Source organism: Shewanella sp. Koi 1 (assembly GCF_052907445.1).
The window spans coordinates 4,133,549-4,156,247 of the sequence record NZ_JBREJM010000001.1 but is presented as its reverse complement, the minus strand read 5'-3'; the positions used below and the strand labels follow the sequence as shown (position 1 = coordinate 4,156,247).

16 protein-coding genes are annotated in these 22,699 nt (G+C 49.4%); 8 read left to right on the top strand and 8 right to left on the bottom strand.

Annotation, left to right across the window (positions count from 1 at the left end; genetic code table 11):
• Positions 1 to 48: 48 nt before the first annotated feature.
• Together ACUZ8J_RS18315 and ACUZ8J_RS18310 are read right to left on the bottom strand one after the other, a co-directional pair.
• A complete protein-coding gene (locus ACUZ8J_RS18315; RefSeq protein ID WP_446694563.1) occupies positions 49 to 1,023 on the bottom strand; it encodes a GGDEF domain-containing protein in 975 nt (324 codons plus the stop codon).
• An 18-nt stretch (positions 1,024 to 1,041) separates the two neighbouring features.
• Positions 1,042 to 2,037, bottom strand: a complete 996-nt coding sequence (locus ACUZ8J_RS18310; RefSeq protein ID WP_011621374.1) for a response regulator — start codon at positions 2,035 to 2,037, stop codon at positions 1,042 to 1,044.
• 578 nt (positions 2,038 to 2,615) lie between these two features.
• Here ACUZ8J_RS18310 and ACUZ8J_RS18305 point away from each other — a divergent pair.
• The gene (locus ACUZ8J_RS18305; RefSeq protein WP_109287548.1) at positions 2,616 to 3,422 is read left to right on the top strand and encodes a crotonase/enoyl-CoA hydratase family protein; all 807 of its coding nucleotides are present in this window, start codon (positions 2,616 to 2,618) and stop codon (positions 3,420 to 3,422) included.
• Between the two features lie 64 nt (positions 3,423 to 3,486).
• Here the strand turns inward: ACUZ8J_RS18305 and ACUZ8J_RS18300 are convergent, their stop codons facing one another.
• From ACUZ8J_RS18300 to rapA, 3 genes are all read right to left on the bottom strand, one after another.
• Entirely contained in the window at positions 3,487 to 4,284 is a 798-nt protein-coding gene (locus ACUZ8J_RS18300) for a DUF3530 family protein (protein ID WP_446694562.1), read from the bottom strand.
• Positions 4,238 to 4,459 (bottom strand): hypothetical protein, encoded by a 222-nt coding sequence (locus tag ACUZ8J_RS18295; protein ID WP_446694561.1) that lies wholly within the window; start codon positions 4,457 to 4,459, stop codon positions 4,238 to 4,240. Before ACUZ8J_RS18295 ends, ACUZ8J_RS18300 begins: the two co-directional genes overlap by 47 nt.
• Before the next feature lie 224 nt (positions 4,460 to 4,683).
• Positions 4,684 to 7,590 carry an RNA polymerase-associated protein RapA gene (gene rapA, locus ACUZ8J_RS18290; protein WP_446694560.1) on the bottom strand — a complete coding sequence of 969 codons (2,907 nt, stop codon included), beginning with the start codon at positions 7,588 to 7,590 and terminating at the stop codon, positions 4,684 to 4,686.
• A 390-nt stretch (positions 7,591 to 7,980) separates the two neighbouring features.
• Between rapA and ACUZ8J_RS18285 the strand changes: the two genes are divergently transcribed.
• The 3 genes from ACUZ8J_RS18285 to ACUZ8J_RS18275 all read left to right on the top strand — a co-directional run bounded on the left by ACUZ8J_RS18285 (position 7,981) and on the right by ACUZ8J_RS18275 (position 15,791).
• On the top strand, positions 7,981 to 9,375 hold the full coding sequence (locus ACUZ8J_RS18285; protein ID WP_037426948.1) for a PhoH family protein: 1,395 nt from the start codon (positions 7,981 to 7,983) through the stop codon (positions 9,373 to 9,375).
• Between the two features lie 219 nt (positions 9,376 to 9,594).
• A complete protein-coding gene (locus tag ACUZ8J_RS18280) occupies positions 9,595 to 13,305 on the top strand; it encodes a response regulator (protein WP_446694559.1) in 3,711 nt (1,236 codons plus the stop codon).
• An 83-nt stretch (positions 13,306 to 13,388) separates the two neighbouring features.
• Complete coding sequence (locus tag ACUZ8J_RS18275) at positions 13,389 to 15,791, top strand: zinc-dependent metalloprotease (RefSeq protein ID WP_446694558.1); 2,403 nt, start codon at positions 13,389 to 13,391, stop codon at positions 15,789 to 15,791.
• Between the two features lie 40 nt (positions 15,792 to 15,831).
• Here the strand turns inward: ACUZ8J_RS18275 and ACUZ8J_RS18270 are convergent, their stop codons facing one another.
• A complete protein-coding gene (locus ACUZ8J_RS18270) occupies positions 15,832 to 17,640 on the bottom strand; it encodes a protein kinase domain-containing protein (protein ID WP_011627267.1) in 1,809 nt (602 codons plus the stop codon).
• 247 nt (positions 17,641 to 17,887) lie between these two features.
• On the opposite strand from ACUZ8J_RS18270, the gene ACUZ8J_RS18265 reads away from it, so the two are divergent.
• Together ACUZ8J_RS18265 and ACUZ8J_RS18260 are read left to right on the top strand one after the other, a co-directional pair.
• Positions 17,888 to 18,226: a hypothetical protein gene (locus tag ACUZ8J_RS18265; protein WP_086902944.1), complete on the top strand. Its 339-nt coding sequence runs from the start codon at positions 17,888 to 17,890 to the stop codon at positions 18,224 to 18,226.
• A 107-nt stretch (positions 18,227 to 18,333) separates the two neighbouring features.
• Positions 18,334 to 18,990 (top strand): thiopurine S-methyltransferase, encoded by a 657-nt coding sequence (locus ACUZ8J_RS18260; RefSeq protein ID WP_446694557.1) that lies wholly within the window; start codon positions 18,334 to 18,336, stop codon positions 18,988 to 18,990.
• A 208-nt stretch (positions 18,991 to 19,198) separates the two neighbouring features.
• On the opposite strand, the gene ACUZ8J_RS18255 is transcribed toward ACUZ8J_RS18260, so the two are convergent.
• Positions 19,199 to 19,390 (bottom strand): bacterioferritin-associated ferredoxin, encoded by a 192-nt coding sequence (locus tag ACUZ8J_RS18255; RefSeq protein WP_011715776.1) that lies wholly within the window; start codon positions 19,388 to 19,390, stop codon positions 19,199 to 19,201.
• A 247-nt stretch (positions 19,391 to 19,637) separates the two neighbouring features.
• On the opposite strand from ACUZ8J_RS18255, the gene ACUZ8J_RS18250 reads away from it, so the two are divergent.
• Positions 19,638 to 21,212 (top strand): methyl-accepting chemotaxis protein, encoded by a 1,575-nt coding sequence (locus tag ACUZ8J_RS18250; protein WP_446694556.1) that lies wholly within the window; start codon positions 19,638 to 19,640, stop codon positions 21,210 to 21,212.
• A 117-nt stretch (positions 21,213 to 21,329) separates the two neighbouring features.
• Here the strand turns inward: ACUZ8J_RS18250 and ACUZ8J_RS18245 are convergent, their stop codons facing one another.
• The gene (locus tag ACUZ8J_RS18245) at positions 21,330 to 22,262 is read right to left on the bottom strand and encodes a D-2-hydroxyacid dehydrogenase (protein WP_446694555.1); all 933 of its coding nucleotides are present in this window, start codon (positions 22,260 to 22,262) and stop codon (positions 21,330 to 21,332) included.
• A gap of 90 nt (positions 22,263 to 22,352) precedes the next feature.
• On the opposite strand from ACUZ8J_RS18245, the gene ACUZ8J_RS18240 reads away from it, so the two are divergent.
• The gene (locus ACUZ8J_RS18240; RefSeq protein WP_011621386.1) at positions 22,353 to 22,688 is read left to right on the top strand and encodes a DUF3392 domain-containing protein; all 336 of its coding nucleotides are present in this window, start codon (positions 22,353 to 22,355) and stop codon (positions 22,686 to 22,688) included.
• The last annotated feature ends 11 nt before the right edge of the window (positions 22,689 to 22,699 follow it).

Sequence of the window (22,699 nt, the reverse complement as noted above, 5' to 3'; positions counted from 1 at the left end):
ATTGAGATTTCAGTAACAAAAAGCCCATCATCGATGGGCTTTTTGGTTTTAGTAACCACTAGTTTGCGCGGTGTGCAGGACGCTACAGTTACGTCCCTTCTGTTTGGCTTCGTATAAGGCTTTGTCTGAGCAAGAAATCCAACTTGAACTACTCGTAATATGTTTGCCGATTTCACACACGCCTAGGCTTACTGTGACTTTTATCTTCAGCCCTTCGTACACTATGGTGGAGTCGGCAATTCTTTCCCGCAAACGCTCGGTAAAGTTGAGGGCATCGGCGCCACAAGTATTGGGCATGACCACCGCGAACTCCTCTCCGCCATAACGGCCGACACAATCGGTCTCCCGTAATGAATGGCTTAGGATATGGGCGATATGCTGAATCACCTTATCACCCGCGACATGGCCGTAGGTATCGTTGATTCTTTTGAAATGGTCTATGTCTATCATGACCAAGCTCGACATCCCCGAATAACGGGCGTGGAGGTCAAACTCATGCTCTAAACATTGTTGCCAATGGCGGCGATTATGGAGCTGTGTCAGGCCATCGGTCTGGCTGAGGCGTTCTAACTGCTCGTTGGCGGCCTTGAGCTGTAACTTGTTGACGGCGATGTCGGTGACATCATAAATAATCACGCTGATATGGGTGATTTTTCCGGTTAATGAGGCCAGAGGCAACAGCGTCACGTTCTGGTACATAAAATCGGCCCGTCCGGTAATGGGGCGGTAGTTTTTAAACTGAAACACGTAGGGTCTTTGTTCCCAGCTGATAAAGGCTCGATTTTTCAGCATAAAAACCGATTCCATCTTTTGCTTTAACCAAGTCGCAGGCAGCTCAGGAAAACGGGTGAACAGGTTTTGCCCTTTAATCGAATTAGGGGATACGCCGCTATGGTTTTCCATAAAGCCGTTCCACAGTTGGATATTATAATCGCGATCTAATACCACTAGACCCACTTCGATGGTTTGCACCATATCGATAAGCCAATGGAGTTCGTTCATTGCGCTTTGATCGTTTGACATAAGGTAAAATCCAACTGATTAATCGAGTAAATAACCGAGCTTATAACTGAGCGTCGGAATAGAGTCTTCGGTAAATAGCAGTAACAAATCGCATTGAACATTATGGTTTTCAATACGATAGTTAATCTCCATTGCTAAGGTTCTGTGCCATTTTTCCGAGTTATCATGGATAAGATCATTCACCGTACAGTGGCGGCCTAGCACTACAGGGTGAGCTTGGCTGAACTTCATGTCGAGCTGCTCTGAGATCCCGTTTAGGAAGGCGCCAATCAATACGTTGCCTGTGTCGATCAAGACTTCGATCTCGGTGCTGATGTCCTCTGGATTGGCTAGCCCCATGAGTTTCGCCATGTCTTGAAAGCTCGAATCGTGGAATAGCAGCAGGGCTTCACCCGCTACGCCCGCACCAATAAATCCTTGGCAGAGGGCTGATACCGTTGAACTTTCTTCCGTCGCTTTGAGCGCCATCGTCAGCTCACTGACTTCGAGCACGTTCACGTTTGGAATTGGTAAGAGGACAAAAACATCGAGAAGTTTGGCTAATAGATCTGCGGCGCGCCCCATGGCGACGTTGGCGATCTCTTGGCAGGCGTCACGCATATCGACTTTGATCATCGGCGTTTCTTCCGCCTGATCTTTCTGCGTTAAGGTGAGGATGCCGTATTCCTGTAGGATATTACTGATGGCGTCGGCACTGACGGGCTTTTGAATAAAATCCAATGCCCCTAAGGCTTTAACTCTTTCATGGGCTTTGATCTGAATATCACCCGAGACCACAATAATCAGCGCGGGAAGATCGTTTTGCTGCACGGTTTGCAGCACTTCATAACCATCCATGACTGGCATATTAAGGTCGAGGAAGACAACTTCGCCTTTACCTGCGCGAATGGCATCTAAACCTTCGGCGCCATTGGTGGCGTAGGTGATCTCGACATCCCATTCTTTCGGTAGGGTACGAGCCATTTGTTTGCGCGCCATGGCGGAGTCGTCACAGATGAGTACAGAGATTGTCATGCTGACTACTGATCCTTAATTGCCCATTTATTGAAGATAACACTAATTCTAAATCTTTGAATGACGAATTAGGCTCTTCGGGCAAGTTTGATTTATAACATCTATATGTAACCTATAGATTTTATTTGTTAATTCAATTTATTTATCTCTCGAGCGCGAGGCGCTGGCAGTAAAAAGCCTTGGAGAATTAAATCAAATTTCGCGAATTTGTCGTAAGCAGGGCATCGATTTTTGCGAATAGCTCGATGCTCAATCCTGCAATAGGCTGTTTCCCCACGGGACTCATCTCGACACGATTTTACAAATTTGTGGGTAAGCAGCGCCGTTGGTGATGCAACCGATGTTCAGAGAAGATGACTCGTTAAAACGATAAGTTGCACCTATGGTTGAACATAAGGGGTTAATACTTTTGAGGTTCTCATGCTTCAGCGCAAGCCTAGCATACTCACCCAGTAAAACTTAATGACAGTCGACAGTATTTTGACGGATGTCAAAATTTAGGCTTATGTTACATCCTTTGGTGAATTATTCCAAACGTGTTAACATTTGTTCTGGCCTGACCAGTAACGGAATATTTCATGAGTGAGCCTTGTGTGCAAGTAACGATTGAGAATGGCATTGCATATGTCCAGCTCAATCGACCAGAAAAATATAATGCAATTAATTATTTAATGTTTAGCGAGTTGGATAGAGCGATCAAACGTATTAAATCAAATTCGCAGATTCGACTGGTCATTTTATCTGGAGCTGGAGGCCATTTTAGCTCTGGGCTGGACGTAAAGAGCGTAATGTCGGCACCGATGCAAGCGTTCAAATTGTTGTTTAAATGGCTGCCTGGCAATGCCAACTTAGCGCAGCGAGTCTCCCTTGGTTGGCAAGGTTTACCCGTGCCCGTCATCGCGGTGTTAGAAGGCTGCTGCTATGGCGGTGGCATGCAAATCGCATTAGGTGCTGATTTTAGAATTGCTAGCCCTGACAGCAAGTTATCTATTATGGAAGCCAAATGGGGGCTAGTGCCGGACATGGCAGGCTTAGTGGCGCTGAGGCAAATAATGCCCAAGGATCAGGCGATGTTACTCAGCCTTACGGCCAAAGTGTTGTCGGGCGAAGAGGCGAGTCGCTTAGGGTTAGTGACTCAGTTAAGTGATCATCCGATGTTAAGCGCGCAGCAATTGGCTCAGGAGCTTCTCAATACCTCCCCCGATGCCGCAGCGGCGATCAAGTTGAGCATCAATCGCAGCTGGACGGCTTCGATTCGTGCACTTCTTTGCCGTGAGTCGTGGAGCCAAGTGAGACTGTTACTCGGTAAAAATCGCGCGATTGCGGCGACGCGTCAGCTAAAGGATCCCAACAAAGCCTATCAAGATCGCCAATCGGGTTGGTAGCAGTGCAATTCTATCTCGATAACGCCCCATAACGGATTACTTAAGCTTTAGAAAGGCTTGCACCTCAATTGGCGCCGCTCATACGGGCGGCGAATCCCCTTATGGCGCTCAAACAGTTCTGCCATGCACTCTCGTTATCCAGATTTAATGCCAATGTCGTTTGCCGATAATTCGGCGCCTCTAACGTCACGGCGAGGCTTTTGCGTTGCTCCGCCGTTTCTAACGATGCGGGGTGACCATCGGGCGATTGAATATCGAGTATTGGCATAGTGAGCTTGGCCAGTTTTTCGGCAAGGGCTTGGTTACGCGCCTCATCTTCGCTGTAGGGGTTGATGACGATTAATACATCGGGATCGGCAATTTTCTTTTGGCTTAATAGACTTATCAATAATCCCGCACTTTGATCGGCGGTGATCAGCACCCGTTTACCGGGAAAGTCGGTGCCTACGCTGTCGAGCTGAGACATGCTTTTGACTAAAAAGTCTTCCTGTTCAAGCAAATGCTTATTGCTCTGCTCGGGTTTCACTTTTTGGCTCGGTTTATTCGAAGGACTGCTTAACTGCGCCGCCCCTGCGGAGGTCACTTCGGTCGCCGGAGTGGCGAAGTTGGGTGCGGGCGGCTCTGTGGGCGGGGTAAGGCTTAAACTGGCCCAGCCAGCAGCATTGATATTACGTCTGACAAAAGCCATTAATCCGGGCGCATCGGCGGTGCCATTAGTGGCGGGTAAGATAATCGCGGCGCCGAGTTTTTTGCGGCCTTCCCATGAACGAACTAAAAGTTCGAGCGGTTGATCATCTATGGTGATCTGCTTGATTTCACTCGCGGGTAAATAACTGCTTGTTCTTTGCCACAGCTTGCCCATTGGGCGCTTTGCTAGCTTGGTTCGTCTCGGCGTTTTGGGGAGTTGTCTCTGGCGCCTGAGTATTGGGGGCAGGCGCTTGAGTGCTGGGATCGGCGGCGAATAAGCTCGCACTGGCGAGAGCTAAGGCTAGGCTCAATACCGAGGGGATAATACGCGCCATAGAATTGATAACCACCTGTGTAGTCTCATAAATTCAATTAGCTAGAGTATAACCTGAAGCGGCGTAGCAGAAGCAATTTTTGCTTGAGCTCGTGACGGCGACCGCGCACAGCAGTGCTTAGACCCTGCCCACAGCCATACTTATCGTGATGATAAAATAAAAACGCCCAGCGATTGGCTGGGCGTTTGCATATTCGCTTAAGCGAGCCTAAGGAGACTCTTGCTTACCGTTATTACGGATTAGACATGGCTAACTAAAACCATACGAATCGCGTCGAGCTGTAGCTGACTCGCGTCGAGGTAAGTGCTCAGTTCCTGCATCTGATTACGCAAGTATTCCAACTCTTCCTCACGGATATTTGGGTTAACCGCTTTCAAGGATTCTAAACGGTCCAATTCGCCCGTCAGTTGGCTGGTCATTTTCTCACGCGCCTGCGCCACTAACTCGTTCACTGCGGCTTGGGCATATTCTTCGCCCTTAGCAAATAACGGATGCAGAATCGGTTGGGATGCTGTGACTAACTTGCTGCCAATATGGCGGTTAACCGCGCTTAACTGTTTGTCAAAGCTGGTGTAATCCACCTTAGCAGATAAATCGTTGCCGTTTTTATCCAGCAGTACGCGGATAGGCGTCGGTGGCAGATAACGATATAACTGGCTCGATTTAGGCGCCGAAGCATCCGCCATGTAAATCAGTTCTAAGAACAGGGTGCCTGCGGGCAAGGCTTTGTTTTTCAAAATCGCGACGCTCGTCGTGCCCGTGTCAGAGCCAGTGATCAGATCTAAGCCTGTTTGCACCAGCGGGTGCTCTTGGGTGATCAGGGCGATATCGTCACGGGAGAGCGCTGTATCACGGTCGAAGGTGACCGTCACACCATCCTCATGCAGACCCGGATAGGTTGGGAACATCATGTGTTCGCTTGGACGCAGGATGATAGAGTTTTCACCTTTATCTTCTTGATCGACACCGATAATGTCCCACAAACGGATCACCGAACCAATCAGCTTAGTGTCCTGATCGCTTTGGGCTAAACGCTCGACAATCGCCTTGGCCTTATCGCCACCGTGGGAGTTGATTTCCAGCAGCTTATCGCGGCCTTGCTCCATAGCGTGTTTCAGTTCTTTGTAACGGCTTTGGGTGTGGTTGAGCAGATTGGTCAGCTCATCTTCATCCCCGCCGACGAGAACATTTAACAGATCTTCGGCAAATTCACTGTACAGCACATGGCCACTTGGACAGGTCAGCTCGAAGGCATTCAGACCTTGGTGATACCAGTTGAGCAGACGTTCCTGCGCCGTATCTTGCAGATAAGGCAGGTGAATTTGGATATCGTTCTTTTGACCGATACGGTCTAAACGGCCGATACGTTGCTCTAATAAATCTGGGTTCAATGGCAGATCGAACAGCACTAAGTGGCTGGCGAACTGGAAGTTACGACCTTCGGAGCCGATTTCAGAACAGATCAGCGCTTGGGCGCCGCCTTCTTCTTGGGCGAAGTAGGCTCCCGCCTTGTCGCGCTCGATGATCGACATGCCTTCGTGGAATACGGTAGCTTGAATGCCTTCACGGGTACGCAGGGCTTCTTCTAAGCTCAGGGCGGTATCGGCGCCACTGGCGATGATCAACACTTTCTTGCTGCGGTGCGACTTTAAGAACTCGATTAACCAATCCACGCGAGGATCGAACTTCCACCAACTGGCGCTGTTATCTTCAAATTCTTGGTAGAGTTTTTCAGGGCTAAGGGCTTGAGCCGCTTTCGCTTCTAAGCTCTTACGGCCGCCCATCATCTCATTTACGCGGGCCGCGGTAAGATACTGCTCAGGCATTGCATGGGGATAGGCGTTGAAAATACGTTTCGGGAAACCTTTTACCGAGGCGCGGCTGTTGCGATACAGCACGCGACCTGTGCCGTGGCGGTCGAGCAACTCTTGCAGCAGTTCGCTGCGAGCCGCTTGTTGCAACTCGCTGTCGATATCTTCGGCTTGAATTAAACGAATGCTCGGCGCTATGTCTTTCTCGCTGAGTAATTCGGTGAGGCTGTTGATGGCGGCATCGGATAATTTTGCGTCGCCCGCTAAGGCTTCGGCGGCAACGGCGACATCTTTGTAGCTGTTTTCTTCGGCGAGGAAGGCATCGTAGTCGTAGAAACGATCCGGGTCGAGTAGGCGCAGGCGCGCAAAGTGGCTCTCATGGCCGAGTTGGTCTGGCGTTGCTGTTAATAACAATACGCCAGGCACTACTTCGCTTAATGCTTCAACCACTTGGTAGGCACGGCTAGGGGCTTCTTCGGTCCACTCTAAGTGGTGAGCCTCGTCGACAACCAGCAGATCCCAGTCGGCATCGAGTGCTTGGTCGAGACGTTTCTTTTTACGCAGTAATTCGAGGGAACAAATCACTAACTGCTCGGTGTAGAAAGGATTGTCATGGTCGGCAAAGGCTTCAACGCAACGGTCTTCATCAAACACGGAGAAGCGCAAGTTAAAGCGGCGCAGCATTTCCACTAACCACTGATGGCGCAGGGTATCCGGCACAATAATCAATACTCGTTCGGCACGGCCTGTCAGCAGTTGTTGGTGGATAATTAACCCTGCTTCGATGGTTTTACCTAAACCCACTTCGTCGGCCAGTAACACCCGCGGCGCATAACGGCGACCCACTTCATGGGCGATCCACATTTGATGGGGGATAAGACCGACGCGTGGCCCTTGTAAGCCGAGTAAATCAGAGGTCGCCAGTTGATTGCGCAGTAACTGGCATTGGTAACGAATGCCGAAACGATCGAGGCGGTCAATCTGACCCGCAAACAGGCGATCCTGCGGTTTGTTAAAACGAATGTTGTGGTTTAACAGGGTCTCACGCAGGCTGGCTTTTTCGCCTGTTTCGCTGTGGATTCCGTGGTAGACGACGAGGCCGTCTTTTTCGGTGAGTTCTTCGACCGAGAGACTCCAGCCTTCATGGCTTTCAACCGTATCGCCAGGGTTGTATATGACGCGGGTCAGCGGGGCTTCGTTACGCGAGAACATACGGTTCTCACCAGTCGCAGGGAATAACACTGTGACCATGCGGCCTTCAACTTGTACGACTGTTCCTAAACCAAGCTCTGACTCGGTATCACTTATCCAACGTTGTCCTAAGGCAAACGGCATCTTAAATTCTCATCTCTGGGCGGACTCTAACAAAGGGCGCGTATGTTATATCAATACTAGGGATATTTGAATCGCCCTCTCAACCGTTAGAGACTAATTCTCCACACAGCAGATTACAAATTGAACAGTGAAGAAAATTCTCTGTTGCAGCTCGAGGTTTTGTCATGCTTCTGTCATATCGAGGGACCTACACTGCTTTCGAGTCTCTGATGATTTGGTTGGCATTCATTGAGAATGGTGCCAATATTAGTGTAAGCCGCTAGCTATCTTTATTCGGTAGAGGCTTGAACTTAAAGATCATTCTTAACCTAACGCCAATCAGCAAAGGAGCCATATCCACTCACTGGGAACGAGATATAACATAAAATAATCGAGCACTCTGGAGGCGCCATGGAACAAGACGACAGAAAGTTGTTTGTACTGGATACCAATGTGTTACTACATGAACCTTTGGCGATCTATTCGTTTAAAGAGCACGATGTAGTCATTCCGATGACTGTGCTAGAAGAGCTAGACCAGATTAAAGATCGAAAGAGTGATGTGAGTCGCGATGCGAGAGTTGCCATTCGGGCATTGGAAGATACCCTCGGCGGCGATACAACACCTGAACAAATTATTAATGGTGTCCCTTTGCCTAGTCGAGAAGGGCATGCCGATGCAATAGGCTCACTTTCTATTTTCCCTGACCATCTTGTCGATTTTACCTTAGGTGCCCTGCCGGGGGATGGCAACGATAACCGCATTATCAATACCGCACTACATCTACAAAATCTTCACCATCCACGCACTGTGGTACTAGTCACTAAAGATATCAATATGCGTCTTAAGGCCAAGGGCGCGGGTATTCAATTGGTTGAGGATTATCGAACCGACCAGCTGATCGATGATATTCGTTTTCTCAGCAAGGGCTTTTATCAGTTCGAAGGTAATTTTTGGGAGCATTTAAACAAAGTGTCCACCGAGCGCCACGGTCGGCATACGATTCATGAAGTCCCGCTGAAAGATTTAGACAACGAACCTTTCTACATTAACCAGTATCTGATTGATACCGAATCTGATTTTTGTGGCCGCGTCACCGAGCGTAGCGATACCCATCTGCATATTTTAGATCTGGGCCGCGAGCGCTTAAAAAACCTCGAGGCGTGGGGCGTTAAACCTAAGAATGTTTATCAAGGCATGGCGCTGCAAGCCTTGCTCGATCCCGATATTGATCTGGTGATCTTAACGGGGCCAGCGGGTTGCGGTAAAACCTTACTGGCAATGGCGGCTGCGCTTGAACTGGTAGTTGAGCGCAATCGCTACGATAAGGTAATTGTGACTCGTAATACGCCAGAAATTGCCGAGTCCATCGGTTTCTTACCCGGCACCGAAGAAGAGAAGATGATGCCATGGCTGGCGGCGATTACCGATACCTTAGAAGTGCTGCATAAGAATGATGTCAATCCGACTGGCAGTTTGAACTACATCATGGAGAAGGCGAATATCCAATTTAAGTCGATCAACTTTATGCGCGGCCGCTCGATCCAAAACTCCATCGTGCTCTTGGATGAATGTCAAAACCTGACGGCGTCACAGATCAAAACCATGATCACTCGGATGGGAGAAGGCACAAAATTGATTTGTTGCGGTAACTTAGCGCAGATCGATTCCAATTATCTCACCGCAGTGACCTCGGGTTTAACCTACATTGTTGAGCGTTTTAAAGACTTTGAAGGCAGTGCAAACTTGTACCTGAATGGCGTGGTGCGTTCACGCTTAGCTGAATACGCTGAAGAACATCTCTAACCATTAACTAAATTGTTACAAAAGGTCTCACTTGTGGGACCTTTATTTTTAGCCATTTCTATGATTTTTCAGTTAGCTAACCATAGACTTTGCTAGTCTGAGAGCGGCAATTATTTGATGTGACTCGGGGTTTCTTCCTGCTAATATAAGGACCCATAAATGAACTCCGTAACTTTTGCCACCGATGGCTAAATCAAGTGCTGCAATCAAGGGTAGTGGATGAAATCGAGTGAGCCGGATCTCCAGCTAAAATCGCCGATCCAAAAGAATTATAACCGTGCCGTTTTTTATACTTATATCGGTGTAATTGTCCTGTCGTTGCTGACGGCGTGGATGTTTTTCGATCGCCAGAAAAGCCAGCAGATGGATCAGCGTGAAGAGCAGGTTGAACGCCATGTATTGCAAATTGACTTACTACTGGAGTCGAGCATTCGTGCGGTGAAGAGCTTGCGGGATGTGGCAGTGGATCATCTACGTTTAGGTGAGTTAGTGCGTAAGGATCGCTTACCGCAGTACGGCAAATTTAACGAAAGTGGTCAGTATTTTACCTTAGAGCCTAATTACGCCAAAGGTGGCAAGCCATTCACTAATATGGGGCGGATCACGGGCGCGGGTTCCCTCGATGGTCGCAGTGATAAGTTCTACCAAGAGCTGGAAATGCTGTTCGAGTTATCGCTGTCTTTCCCTGTGGCCAAAGAAGCCGCACCCAAAGCCTCGGCAATTTATTATCTATCGCGCCAGCGGATGATGTCATACTTCCCTTGGACCAATGATGATCAACGTTTTAGAGACGAGTTGCTCAATAAAAAACAATTCCAATACGCGACGCCAGCGATGAACCCGCAACGCAGCGTGTTTTGGAGTGAGGCCTACGTCGACTCCACAGGTAAAGGCTTATTGACCACCTTAGGTGTGCCCGTTTACCTCGACGATGAGTTTATGGGCTCGATAAACCTCGATATGACCTTAGCCTCATTGGCGCGGCAAATTCGGGTGTACTTCAAAATGCCGGGGACGGTGATCCTGCTCGATCAGCAGAATAATATTTTATCCCACAGTGATTTTGATGGTTCAGATATCAATCGGGTGTATCACATCAGCCAGCGCATTCCTTCTGAGCTGCATTCGTTGCCTGAGTCAGAATTGTTCGATGCCCACGAAGGCATTATTCGTAACGGTTACTATATCCACTCGGTTGCGCTGCATAATGCGCCTTGGCGCTTGTTATATCTGCAAAATGAAGACGACCTGTTCCAAGATTCGGTCGAAAAACTGCAACTGACCTTTATCCTTGTGGTCATCGCTCTGTCGGTGCTGGTGACCATAGTACACTGGCAAACGCGCCGCTCTTTTGTGAGCCCTGCATCGCGGCTGTTATCCCACTTAGAGGGCTGCTCCCAAGAACCGCGTAAACCGCCAGAAAAAATTACTCCGGGTTGGGAGCCTTGGTTCCTATTGGTCAGCCGCATTTTTGAGGAAAACAAGCAATACACTCACCATCTGGCCGAGCAAAATAAACGACTCGATAAACTGGTCGCGCGTCGTACTGAGCGGTTAAAAGATGCTACCGAGCGCCGCGAACGTGAATATGCGTTATTGCGGTCCTTACTCGACTCCATCCCAGAAGCCATTGTCTTTAAAGATAAAGAGGGCAATTACCTCGGCTGTAACAAGGCCGCCGAGCGGATGTTGGGTTACACCGAAAGCGAGATGATCGGTCTGTCGTCGGAGGATTTAACCTCGCCAGAGATGGGCATTCGTATTCGTGCCGAGGATGAGCAGATCCTAAAAGATCGCACGCCGTTGCGTTATCAAGAGAAGGTCGAGTTAGCGGGCAAACCTGTGTTGCTCGACACCCTGAAACTGCCTTTCTATAACCGTCGTGGTGAGCTGCAAGGCTTAATTGCCGTGTGGCGCGATGTCACGCGTGAGTACGAGTCCGCCGAACAGTTACGTCTGTCGGAAGAGCGTTACCATTTAGCGATGGATGCGGTAGAGGACGGTCTATGGGACTGGTATCTGGATTCGGAGCATATTATTTGCAACCCATCCTATTATTCGATGCTGGGGTATAAACCCAATGAATTCCCTGCGTTATTGTCGGCGATTGATCAACTGACGCACCCCGACGATAGAATTCGGGTCGAAGAGTACCGTAATCAGTATCTGCAAAATCCCGTCGATGCCTATGAGATCGAGTTTCGGATTTTAGGTAAAAATGGCAGTTATCACTGGGTGCTTTCCCGTGGACGGGTAGTGGAATTTACCGCCGATGGTCAGCCTAAGCGTATGGTTGGTACCCATAAGGATATTACTCGTCATAAGAGTAACGAAGTGGCGCTGTTGGAGGCGAAGCAGGACGCAGAATTGGCCAACCTGTATAAGAGTGAATTTTTGGCGAATATGAGCCATGAAATCCGCACGCCAATGAACGCCATTATCGGTATGTTGCAGTTGGCACAGCGCACCTCGCTGACGGCGCAGCAGAAGGATTACCTCGAAAAAGCCGGTTTCTCGGCGCAGTCGTTACTGCGGATTATTAACGATATTCTCGACTTCTCTAAGATTGAGGCGGGTAAGTTAGAGTTGGAGCGGGTGCCGTTTCCGCTGGATAAAGTGCTCGACCATGCCCTCGATCTCAATGCGCTTAAGGCGCAGGAACAAGGGGTCGAGTTATTACTGTATGCGCCAGTCACGGCAGGCCTCATTCTTAAGGGCGATCCGCTGCGCTTAGGCCAAGTGCTGATTAACCTGTTATCGAACGCAGTGAAGTTTACCCAATCCGGTGAGATTGAACTGGGCTGCGAAGATGTGGGCGAGCGCGACCATCGGATTACCTTAAAATTCTGGGTGCGGGATACGGGTATTGGGATCAGTAAAGATCAGCAGGAAAAACTGTTCGATGCCTTTGCCCAGGCCGATGGTTCGACGACCCGTAAGTACGGTGGTACGGGATTAGGTTTATCGATCAGTAAGCATTTGGTCTCCATGATGGGTGGCAAGATGCAGGTGCAGAGTGAGTTAGGCGTTGGCAGTACCTTCAGCTTTACCATCAGCTTTGAGATTGCCGAAGAGGCCAAGGTTGAGCCCTTAGTGGTGCCTGAAAAACTCAATAATTTACGCACACTTGTGGTGGATGATAACCCGACGGCGCTGCAAATTTATTCGGCGTTGATGCGTGACTTCCACTTTGAGGTGGATACGGCCGCGAGCGGCGCCGAGGCGCTGTATAAGTTGTCGCGGGATCCTATCGATTTATTGTTGCTCGACTGGATGATGCCAGAGATGGATGGTGGCGATGTGATCAGTGCCATCGATACCATGGTTGCCGAAGGCCGCATCGCGAAACGGCCCATTATCATCATGATGACCGCCTATGCGGCGGAACCTTTACAGCACGAAGTCGACAGTGCCAATGTGTTTGCCGTGTTGCAAAAGCCCTTTAAGGCATCGAGTCTGTTCGATGAGATCATCGCCGCCTTTGCCGATGAGCCAAGGCTTAATGTGGTGCAACCTATTGATGAAGTGCCGGTAGAAGAGGGTGAACATACAGGGCTTGTGCTCTTGGTGGAAGATAACTTTATCAACCAACAGGTGGCGACTGAGCTACTAAAGAGCGCAGGATACGAAGTCGTTGTTGCAGGGAATGGCCAAATTGCCCTCGATATTATCGACTCTCGCCCCTTCGATGCGGTATTAATGGATATTCAAATGCCAGTGATGGACGGGTTAACCGCGGCGCGGGCACTGCGTGAACGCTTTAGTGCCGACGTGCTGCCTATTATCGCCATGACAGCCCATGCGATGTCGGGCGATCGAGAAAAGAGTCTCGCGGCAGGGATGAATGCCCACATTACTAAACCGATAGTGTTAACTGAACTGTTTGAAACCTTATCGCATTGGATAAAACACAAGAATAATCATCATTAATTGTTTGCCCGGGGCCAATGATGGCCCCGCGTGGTTTAGTTTTGTGTAACATGACCACGTAGACAGCCCAATCAGGAGGAAAGATGAAACCCCATAGCCTAGCCCTCGCCATCCTACTCTTAGGTTTACCCGCGCTGAGCGTCGCCGCGGATCTGCCGAGCACTAAAGTCGTTAAGCAGAGCCAAGCCGCTAAGGGATTTCTTAATTTTTACTATGAGCCAAGCGAGGGGGAGTTATACCTCGAGGTGAGCCGTTTAAATCAGCCTTTTTTATTGGTGACTAGCTTGCCTGAAGGGGTCGGTTCTAACGATATCGGTCTCGACCGTGGTCAATTAGGTCAAACTCGTATGGTGCAGTTTGAGCGCCAAGGTCCCTACATCCAACTTAAGCAACTTAATACCCAGTATCGCGCTAATACCCAAGACGCCGCCGAAAAGCGCGCCGTGGATGAGGCCTTTGCCGATTCGGTATTGTGGCAGGGGAAGTTACTCGATGGTAAGCCAGAGATGGTGGCTATTAGTGAGTTGGTACTCAATGATCTGCACGGCGCCGCAGATGCTCTCCTGCATCGCGGGCAAGGGAATTATCGCCTCGATTTAACCCGCTCGGCGATTTTACCCGCTGGGGTGAAATCCTTTGAAAAGAATAGTGATGTGGATGTGCAGCTTACCTTTAAAGCCGATGCGGCGGGTGAGCAAGTGGCTAAGGTCACGCCCGATGGCACCTTAATGTCGGTGCGGATGCGCTACTCCTTTGTCGAGCTACCCGATGAGGGCTATCAACCCCGCACTTATCATCCTATGAGCGGCTATTTATCCGATGAGTATCGCGACTATGCCACGCCGTTTTCGGCGCCATTGGTGCAGCGGTTTATTTTGCGCCACCGCCTGCAAAAGGTGAATCCTGGCCCTGCACCGAGCGAAGTAGTCAAGCCCATCACCTATTACCTCGACCCAGGTGTGCCTGAGCCTATCCGCTCGGCGCTACTCGATGGTGCACGCTGGTGGGAAACGGCCTTCACCCAAGCTGGATTTATCAACGGCTTCAAGGTTGAACTCTTGCCGCCCGATGCCGATCCGCAGGATATTCGCTACAACATGATCCAGTGGGTACACCGCGCCACGCGCGGATGGTCCTACGGCGCGGCGCTAACCGATCCGCGTACCGGCGAAATCATCAAAGGCCAAGTGACCTTAGGTAGCTTGCGAGTGCGCCAAGATTACTTGATTGCCAAAGGCTTAACTGCGGGCTGGCGAGATAGAAGCGCCGCCGAGCAAGCGGCTAATGACTTAGCCTTAGCGCGTATTCGCCAACTTGCCGCCCATGAGGTCGGCCATACCTTAGGCTTAGATCATAACTTTGCCGCATCGACCAATCAGGACGCCTCAGTGATGGATTATCCCCATCCTAAGATCATGCTGAAAGGCAATGACATTGATATATCAGCACCCTATGGCGTAGGTGTCGGGCCATGGGATAACTTTGCTATCGCTTACGGCTATAGCGATGAAGGCGATGTAACGGCGCAGCAGGCGCTGCAAAATCAGTTGCTGGCCGAAGTGGCTCGAAAAGGGCTGCGCTATATTGGCGAAGCCGATTCGCGCCAAGCGGATGCCAGCCAAGCCTATGCGAGTTTATGGGACAGCGGTGACGACCCTATCGCGCAGCTGCTGGATTTGACCCGTATTCGCGCTAAGGCCATCGAAGGTTTTAGCAGCACGGCACTGTTGCCGGGCGAGCCACTGGGTGAGTTAGCCGATGCCTTTGTGCCTATCTATTTGCTTAACCGTTATCAAATCGATGCGGTCACTAAGTTTATTGGTGGCACTGACTATAATTATCTGTCCATCGGTGAGGGTAGTCGCTGGAGCTACATAGCGCCGCAGTTACAATTGTCGGCCCTCGATGCGCTGCTCAGCACCTTAGATGCGGCCAGTTTAACGGTTCCGCAAACCTTACTCGATACGCTAGTGCCTAAAGCGGGCAATTATCAAGCGACGCGGGAGTCCTTCGAGTCTGGGCTTGGGGTGGTTAACGATCCCCTCGGCATGGCGGAAGTGTTAGTGCGCCATACTGTGGGTCAGTTATTGATGCCGCAGCGCTTAAATCGTGTCAGCCAAGGGGCGATGGCGGATAATGAACAGCTCTCGGTTGAAACCTTACTCAACAAGCTGTTTGCCGCGACCCTTTATCAAGAAGATAAGCTCGCTCTGATTGAAGGTGTGTGGATGCGGGTAAATGCGGTGGTGATTGATGAACTCTTGTCTGCGTATCACAATCCGCAAACCTCAGCAGAGGTGAAGGCGGCAATTTACGAGCGCGCCCAATTCGTGATTAAACAGCTTAAAGCCAAAGCGAATCGCGCGAATGCTAAGGTGGCCTCCCACTACACTTGGTTGCAACTGGGGCTGAGTGCTGGACTCACGGATGCCAACAGCAAACTCATTCCAAAACCCTTGAGATTGCCGCCAGGTTCACCTATCTAAGCTTGGTTTTCAGCATCATAGGCGCTAACGAGGTGATTCGTTATGCGCCTATTTCTTTTGGGTTTCTAGGATAAAAATGTTCGGCTTTACGCTCAATATGGGTAAAGCGGCGAGTATTTTTATAGGGCAGTTTCATAAAGCCCGAGACCCCATGGCCTTGAATTTTACCAACATAATGCAAAATGCGGTCGAGGCTAGCGCGAAACGCCGCCTGTTTACGTGGATTGAGCAGTTTTAAGTAACTGTGGATCTTTAAGTGATTCGGCAGCGCCTCGAAAATGATGCAGCCCGTGTGGTGGATTTGGTTGATACGCGCCAATTCCTCCATGATTTCACTCGGTAATTCGAGGTTCTCATCTGGATCTTTACCGTCTTCAAAGTAAGAGTGCAGCCGCGATTTATCTTCGAGGGTCGGCACATCACCCACCTCGAAGGGCAGTTGCAAATCAGCGCTGGCGACAAAGGGTTCGCTAGTATTTTCGCGCTCGATATGCAGCGTGTCCCTAGCGTTAAAGAAGCAGGCCTTAAACACCCCGATACGCTTAATCCCCCGCGCGAGCGTGACCATATTATTAACGGCGATGATGAGGGCGCTCTTTTGTTTAGCATCGTAGATGGCGAGGTTTGAGTCGATAAACACGCCTGTTTCCTGCCAATGAATGGCAAGGCCGCCCACGATAGGGTATTGACCGAGTCGCCCCACGGCGGCGATAAAGCCCTTTTCTGTATCGCCCATGCCGGCTAAGAAGTTGCGATAGTATTTTTCGAGCTGAATGTCATCCATCTTAGCGATGGGATCCTGCGCATTATGTTCCTTTAAAAAGGATTTACGCGAGCTGTAACTGACGGTTTCGACATCTTTTTCGCGGGATTGTACCCAGACTGGGATTTCACCCAGCAGTTCGGTTTTGGGCAGCTCGGGTAAATGTATTCTATGGCTGTGGCGCATGCTTTTGAGAAAATAATCCCCCGCCAAATTGCGCTGCACGGCATCACTACTGAGCATGCCTTCCAAGGTGCGCGCCAACTCCATGGGTAAGCCTATGCTGGTGGGCGGGATCACCTGTGCGCCGAAGCGACTTGCCTGTCCTGAGGCCAAAGCATACAAGGTCGCTGCTACGCCTTGCTCGTCGAAACGTGGGCTGGAGAGCGCGCCATTTAGCTGTTCTTCACCGATAAAATACACGTCCCCCATGCGGGCGTTAGTGTGCTGTTGATCGCTCGACATCAGCGTCATCACATTGTCTTCAACGGCCTTGTTATATTCATCCCGTTGCGCAAATACGGCCGAGCCCCAGTCGATTAAGGATAAATGTTGGCTTTCAATATCATAGACAAGGTTCGAAGGCTTAATGTCGCCATGCACTAAGGGTTTTCCCGTTCGCAGATAGTAGAGAATATCGGCCAGTTGGCGGGCGATGCTCATCACCATGGCAGGGGGCAGGGCGCCTAAACGGCGGCAAAGCTGTTCGAGATCTTCGCCCTTAGCACGCTCCATCACTAAGATCCCTTGTTTGCCGACCCGCTCAAATTTGATCGCCCCCGGAATGTTGGGGTGTTTGAGTAAGGACAGCATAAAGGCTTCTTCCTCTAAGCGATCTTGAATATGCTGCGGCAGATTAATTCTTGAGAATTTAAATACATGGGCTTCGTCGGCCTGATTGATTCCCGCAAACACAAAGCCGTAAGCCCCCTTACCGATAAACTCAATGTCGCGATAACCCAACTTACTTAACTGTTGTTTACATAAACGGATCCATGCCTTGTGCTTACGGGCATCGTTGGCTTTGAGCAAGTAAATGGATTGCTCTTCGGAAATGTAAAAATGTTGTAGTTGGGGTGTTTGCAATGCGCGACTCCTTGTTTTGGTTATTTAAACAGTAAGCGAGGCTGATAAGCAAATCGGCTTAGGATGCTGTGACTGGTGTTGCCTGCGATAAACTTGTGATTTTTAGGGCTTACCTATCCCATCATTTCGTCGCTGACTTTGATTTATATCAAGTTAAATCGTATGGAGTCTAGGTAATCTTAAGCACATTGGATGGGATACATTTGTGTTAAATTTCCCGTGGACAAAGTGGATGAAAGGAGGGCATATGCCCGCCCAAGATAAGGCTTTATTGATCGAGTTGTTAGAGTTTCCGCGTAAGCGAATTTTGCAGTCAATGGAGGTGACCCATTGTCCACATGCGGTATTTTTTAATGATCGCGATGAGCAGTGTCTCACTTGCCACCAGGGCATGGAATGTATCTGGATGAACCAGAACGATGAGCTGGTAGCCGTCGAGCAAAAATCCGTCGCCGAGCTTAAGCAGCAGTTGCTGATCGCCGTTGACTTTATCGACTCATCCCTAAGTCCGCATCATTTGTCGCGCCGCCAATGCCAGTGTGAGAATTGCGTTTGGCTCCGCCGGGTACAAACGGCATTGGCTTAGTCATTAACTGTTTACATCTCTATGATTAACATACGGTATCTGAGATTTTGCATCCACCCGTGAATGCCATTAGAGTAAGGATAACTTTAGTCATTTGAGATATACCTATGGAACCCGGTTTTTGGCATGAGAAGTGGCAGCAACAGCTGATTGGTTTTCACCAGCAAGATATCAATCCCTTTCTCGTAAAGTATTGGCATACCTTGGCATTGCCCGCCGAGGCTCAAGTCTTCGTTCCCCTGTGTGGTAAATCTTTAGATATGTGCTTTTTAGCCGAGCAGGGGCATCAAGTGATTGGTTGTGAGTTAAATGAACTCGCAGTGCAGCAGTTTTTCGAAGATAACCAATTACCTATGCAGCAAAGTGCGCTGGGCGAGCATCAGCATTACCACACTGAGCAGGTCAGTTTATATCAAGGGGATATTTTCACTTTACCCCAGTCGATTACGGCCAAGGTAAGTGGTTTTTATGATCGCGCGGCCTTGATTGCTTGGCCTGAGAGTATGCGGGCGCAATACGCGAAGCAATTAGCGCAGTTATTGCCTTCGGGCAGTGTGGGTTTATTGGTGACTTTAGATTACCCGCAGGACGCTTTAAGTGGGCCGCCTTTTGCGGTGTCGCCAACTTGGGTCGAAACACATTTAAGTGACGATTTTGAAATCCAGCTCTTGGATTGTCAGGACGTGCTTGCGGACAATCCTAGGTTTGTTAAGAAAGAAGTCCCTTGGCTGAATGAAGCTGCGTATTTATTAACACGCAGATAATTCGCCGGTAAAGATATGCATCCCATTGAACTCAAAGAATTAATGCTTTGGGGGACGTGGGATGTGTCATTAAGGGGTCATACAATTATCGCAAAATAGGCATCTGCGCTGAGATTTGCGACAACCCCTTTAAGGCGATGGCATCGCTCAAGGAACAAGCATTGAAATACAGGTTTAGTTTGACAGAAAAGGAGCTGGAGGCTCGAAGTTAAGCCACTTCGTAGTAATTAGGTTCAATTTCTAATTGGTTCTGAATAATTTGTACGGCCATTCTTGCGCACTTGCCGCATTGATCGGCAACGCCTAAACGCTTTTTAACGTCAGCAAGGCTAGAGTCACCCTGACTTACCGCGTTTTTGATTTGCGTATCTGTGATGGCATGGCAGAGACAAACGTACATTTTTTGGACTCCAAAACGAATTGAGCTAATTCTAAATGAAAACGCTTATCAAATGCAATCCTAGTAGTAAACTTGTTGTGCTGGTTTCCTGTTTTGTTACACATCGCACATTTTCTAGTCTATGCTCAGTGCTCAGAAGACAAGAAAAAGAGGGATGATTTAGCGATTACGGGTCATTGGACGCGATCAAGGATGGATAACTCATGGACGATGGAATAATAAACTTACAATAGATCCAAGGGTTATCATGAGAAAGAATTTGCCAGTTACACAGCGGGAATATGACTATCCAGCGGATTGGATTTTATTGTCTACGACGGACACTAAGAGTCATATCACCTACGCCAATCCATCGTTTTGTACCGTTGCGGGATACGAGCTGAGTGCCATGTTGGGACAACCTCATAATATGGTGCGCCATCCCGATATGCCTCCCCAAGCATTTGAAGATCTTTGGAAAACCATCCGTAAAGGCGAGCCTTGGAAAGGCATAGTCAAAAATCGCTGCGCCAATGGCGACCACTATTGGGTCGACGCTTATGTGTCGCCAATTATGGTTAATGGTCAGGTGGCCGAATTTCAATCGGTACGCACTAAACCCAGCCGTGACCAGATCAACAGAGCAGAAGCTGCCTACGCCGAATTGAATAAAAGCGGTAATGTTAAAGCGTTAAAACGCACCTTAGAGATGCCGACTAAGTTGATGCTACTCGCCTTAGTCGCCCTGTTGCCCATGTTGTATTTGGCGTTGCAGATTGGGGCGGTAGGATTTGTGGCGCTTGCCATCAGTGCCCTCGTGCTGTTTATCGGCGGTAATTTTGTCTTAGGGCGTTATCGGGCGCTGGTTGCTAAGGCGAAGAAAATCTACGATAACCCTTTGATGGCACATATCTATACGGGGCAATCCGACGATTTAGGCGCAGTCGATCTGGCGCTGCAAATGCAAACCTCGGAGTTAAAGTCCGTGTTGGGCCGCGCCCGCGACTCCTGCGATAAAGTGAGTAAGCAAGCCAAGATTTCTGCGGCGAAAGGCGAAGAAATTCAAGGAACAAGTCAGTCACAACTCGCTGAGATTGAACAGGTTGCCACGGCTATGCAACAGATGACGGCGACGCTTGGGGATATGTCCTCAAACTGCGCCGATGCGGCGAATGCTTCGCAAATGGCGTCGCAGCAGACAATCAACGGCGATAAAACCGTCGTCACCACTATTCAGTCGATTCAGACCATGGCGCGGCAGTTGCAGGAAACCTCTCTGGTGATCACTGAGTTAGAAGGGCATAGCCGAGACATAGGCACTGTGCTGGATGTGATCCAAGGTATTGCCGAGCAAACGAATTTATTGGCGCTGAACGCTGCGATTGAAGCGGCGCGGGCGGGCGAGCAAGGACGAGGCTTTGCTGTGGTTGCCGATGAGGTGCGGGCATTAGCGCAGCGCACCCATGATGCCACCAAAGAAATCCACACAATGATCAATCTGTTGCAGCAGGGCACTCACAAGGCCGTGCGCAGTATGCAGGAGGGCGTTGATGCGGCTGGCGAATGTATTACCACGGCGGATCTTGCGGGCGCAGCGCTGCGTACCATACGTGAAGCGATCACTACCATCACGGATATGACCCACCATATTGCCAGTGCGGTGGAGGAGCAATCGAGCGTGGCGAATGAGATGAATCGCAGCGTAGTGAATGTGTCGCAATTTACCCATTCCAGTCATCAACTCGGCTGCGAAATGGTGAGTCTCAACGATGAAGTGATAGGTGAAATGGACTCCCATACTGTGCTGGTTGGGCAGTTTTTAAAGCGCAGTTTTAAAGTCTAACTTTTATCGCAAGAATCCTTAATCAAAAGGCAATCAGTCGTCTGATTGCCTTTTGTTTTTTTCCTGCAAGAGTTGGGATTTGCCGCTTTTCATTCAACCGCCAAACTCGCCCATAAATTAATAACCCTGAGTAAAATTAACCTGATTTTGCAGTGGCTCGGCTGCAATATAACGGCGATAGTTGTCACTAAAAATACGCACGATTTGTTCAGGATGACTCGGCGCCGAGATATGGGGCGTGATGATGGCGTTGGGTCTTTCCCAAATCGGATGACTCGCAGGGAGTGGCTCCTGCGTGAACACATCGATAACGGCATGTTGTTCAGGACGCGCAATCAACTGCGTATTGAGGGCATCGAGATCGAGCACGTCACCACGGCCCACATTCACTAAAATGGCATCGGCTTTGAGCGTGGCGAGCATGTCTGCATTTAGCAGCAAACGTGTCTCAGGGGTGCTTGGCAGTAAATTGGTTACCACATCGCTTTGGCTTAAGCATTGTCCGAGCTGCGAGAGCGGCTGGATCGCATCAAAGCCTTCGACTTCACGGCCGCTGCGGTTTATTCCAGTAACATACATGCCAAAGTGCTTAGCTGTCTTGGCCACATGCTGGGCGATAGAACCTGTGCCTAAGAGTAATAATCGCATCCCTTGCAAGCTGCTGCGCGTAGTACTTTGCACTTGCCAAGATTTTTGCCTTTGCTGTGCTTGGTAGAACTGGTGTCCTCGCACGTGGGCGAGCAGATAACCAAACAAATACTCACTCATTAAGGGGCCGAAAATGCCTTTAATGTTAGTGAGTTGATAATCCTTCCTTGCTCTTGGGCCCATCAGGGCATCAATGCCTGCAAAACTGGATTGCAGCCATTTTAGCTGTTTGGCATGGGGCACCAGTGGCGCGGCAAGCTTGGGTTCGGCAAGCCAAATGTCGGCCTGTGCAATATTCGCGGGATTATCATCGAGCAACTCAAGCCCTGGCAACTGCTGCGCCTCAATGAGCTGGCGATACTGCTCATTCGCCTTGGTCAGTAAGAGTAACTTGTGCCCCATGTCGTCTCCCTTTATGCTTGGTTGTCTTTATTTTTCAATACGCTGCTGTAGTTGTTTTGATTTTGCAGCGTCATTTTAGGTTGAGTGATTATGTTTGATCAGTTAGTCGCCATTATTGGCCATTTAGGAAATATGCTTCGCCCTTGGTCCTTCGATATCGCCACGGCCATGGTCGTGTGTTTGATTTTAGTGTTTTCAGCCGATGTGAATCGTATCCTCAGGCGGCATTTACTGGGCCATTCGTTTATCCTGCGAACCTTTGTTTTTATTATTGTGAATGCCTTTGGCTATGGATTGCTTATCGTTAAAGCTACGCCTTGGGTGGCAAGGCAAATCGTTGCCATGCCATCCCATTGGATGTTTTTGCTGATCGTCGCCATGTTCATTTTTATCGGTTATTGGGCGCAGCGAAATAGCCAAGCCTAAGCCGCTAAATC

Bases quoted from the DNA above. Each gene is read 5' to 3' on its own strand.
- ACUZ8J_RS18315 (WP_446694563.1), bottom strand. From the start codon at position 1,023: ATGTCAAACGATCAAAGCGCAATGAACGAACTCCATTGGCTTATCGAT.
- ACUZ8J_RS18310 (WP_011621374.1), bottom strand. From the start codon at position 2,037: ATGACAATCTCTGTACTCATCTGTGACGACTCCGCCATGGCGCGCAAA.
- ACUZ8J_RS18305 (WP_109287548.1), top strand. From the start codon at position 2,616: ATGAGTGAGCCTTGTGTGCAAGTAACGATTGAGAATGGCATTGCATAT.
- ACUZ8J_RS18300 (WP_446694562.1), bottom strand. From the start codon at position 4,284: ATGGGCAAGCTGTGGCAAAGAACAAGCAGTTATTTACCCGCGAGTGAA.
- rapA (WP_446694560.1), bottom strand. From the start codon at position 7,590: ATGCCGTTTGCCTTAGGACAACGTTGGATAAGTGATACCGAGTCAGAG.
- ACUZ8J_RS18285 (WP_037426948.1), top strand. From the start codon at position 7,981: ATGGAACAAGACGACAGAAAGTTGTTTGTACTGGATACCAATGTGTTA.
- ACUZ8J_RS18280 (WP_446694559.1), top strand. From the start codon at position 9,595: ATGAAATCGAGTGAGCCGGATCTCCAGCTAAAATCGCCGATCCAAAAG.
- ACUZ8J_RS18275 (WP_446694558.1), top strand. From the start codon at position 13,389: ATGAAACCCCATAGCCTAGCCCTCGCCATCCTACTCTTAGGTTTACCC.
- ACUZ8J_RS18265 (WP_086902944.1), top strand. From the start codon at position 17,888: ATGCCCGCCCAAGATAAGGCTTTATTGATCGAGTTGTTAGAGTTTCCG.
- ACUZ8J_RS18260 (WP_446694557.1), top strand. From the start codon at position 18,334: ATGGAACCCGGTTTTTGGCATGAGAAGTGGCAGCAACAGCTGATTGGT.
- ACUZ8J_RS18255 (WP_011715776.1), bottom strand. From the start codon at position 19,390: ATGTACGTTTGTCTCTGCCATGCCATCACAGATACGCAAATCAAAAAC.
- ACUZ8J_RS18250 (WP_446694556.1), top strand. From the start codon at position 19,638: ATGAGAAAGAATTTGCCAGTTACACAGCGGGAATATGACTATCCAGCG.
- ACUZ8J_RS18245 (WP_446694555.1), bottom strand. From the start codon at position 22,262: ATGGGGCACAAGTTACTCTTACTGACCAAGGCGAATGAGCAGTATCGC.
- ACUZ8J_RS18240 (WP_011621386.1), top strand. From the start codon at position 22,353: ATGTTTGATCAGTTAGTCGCCATTATTGGCCATTTAGGAAATATGCTT.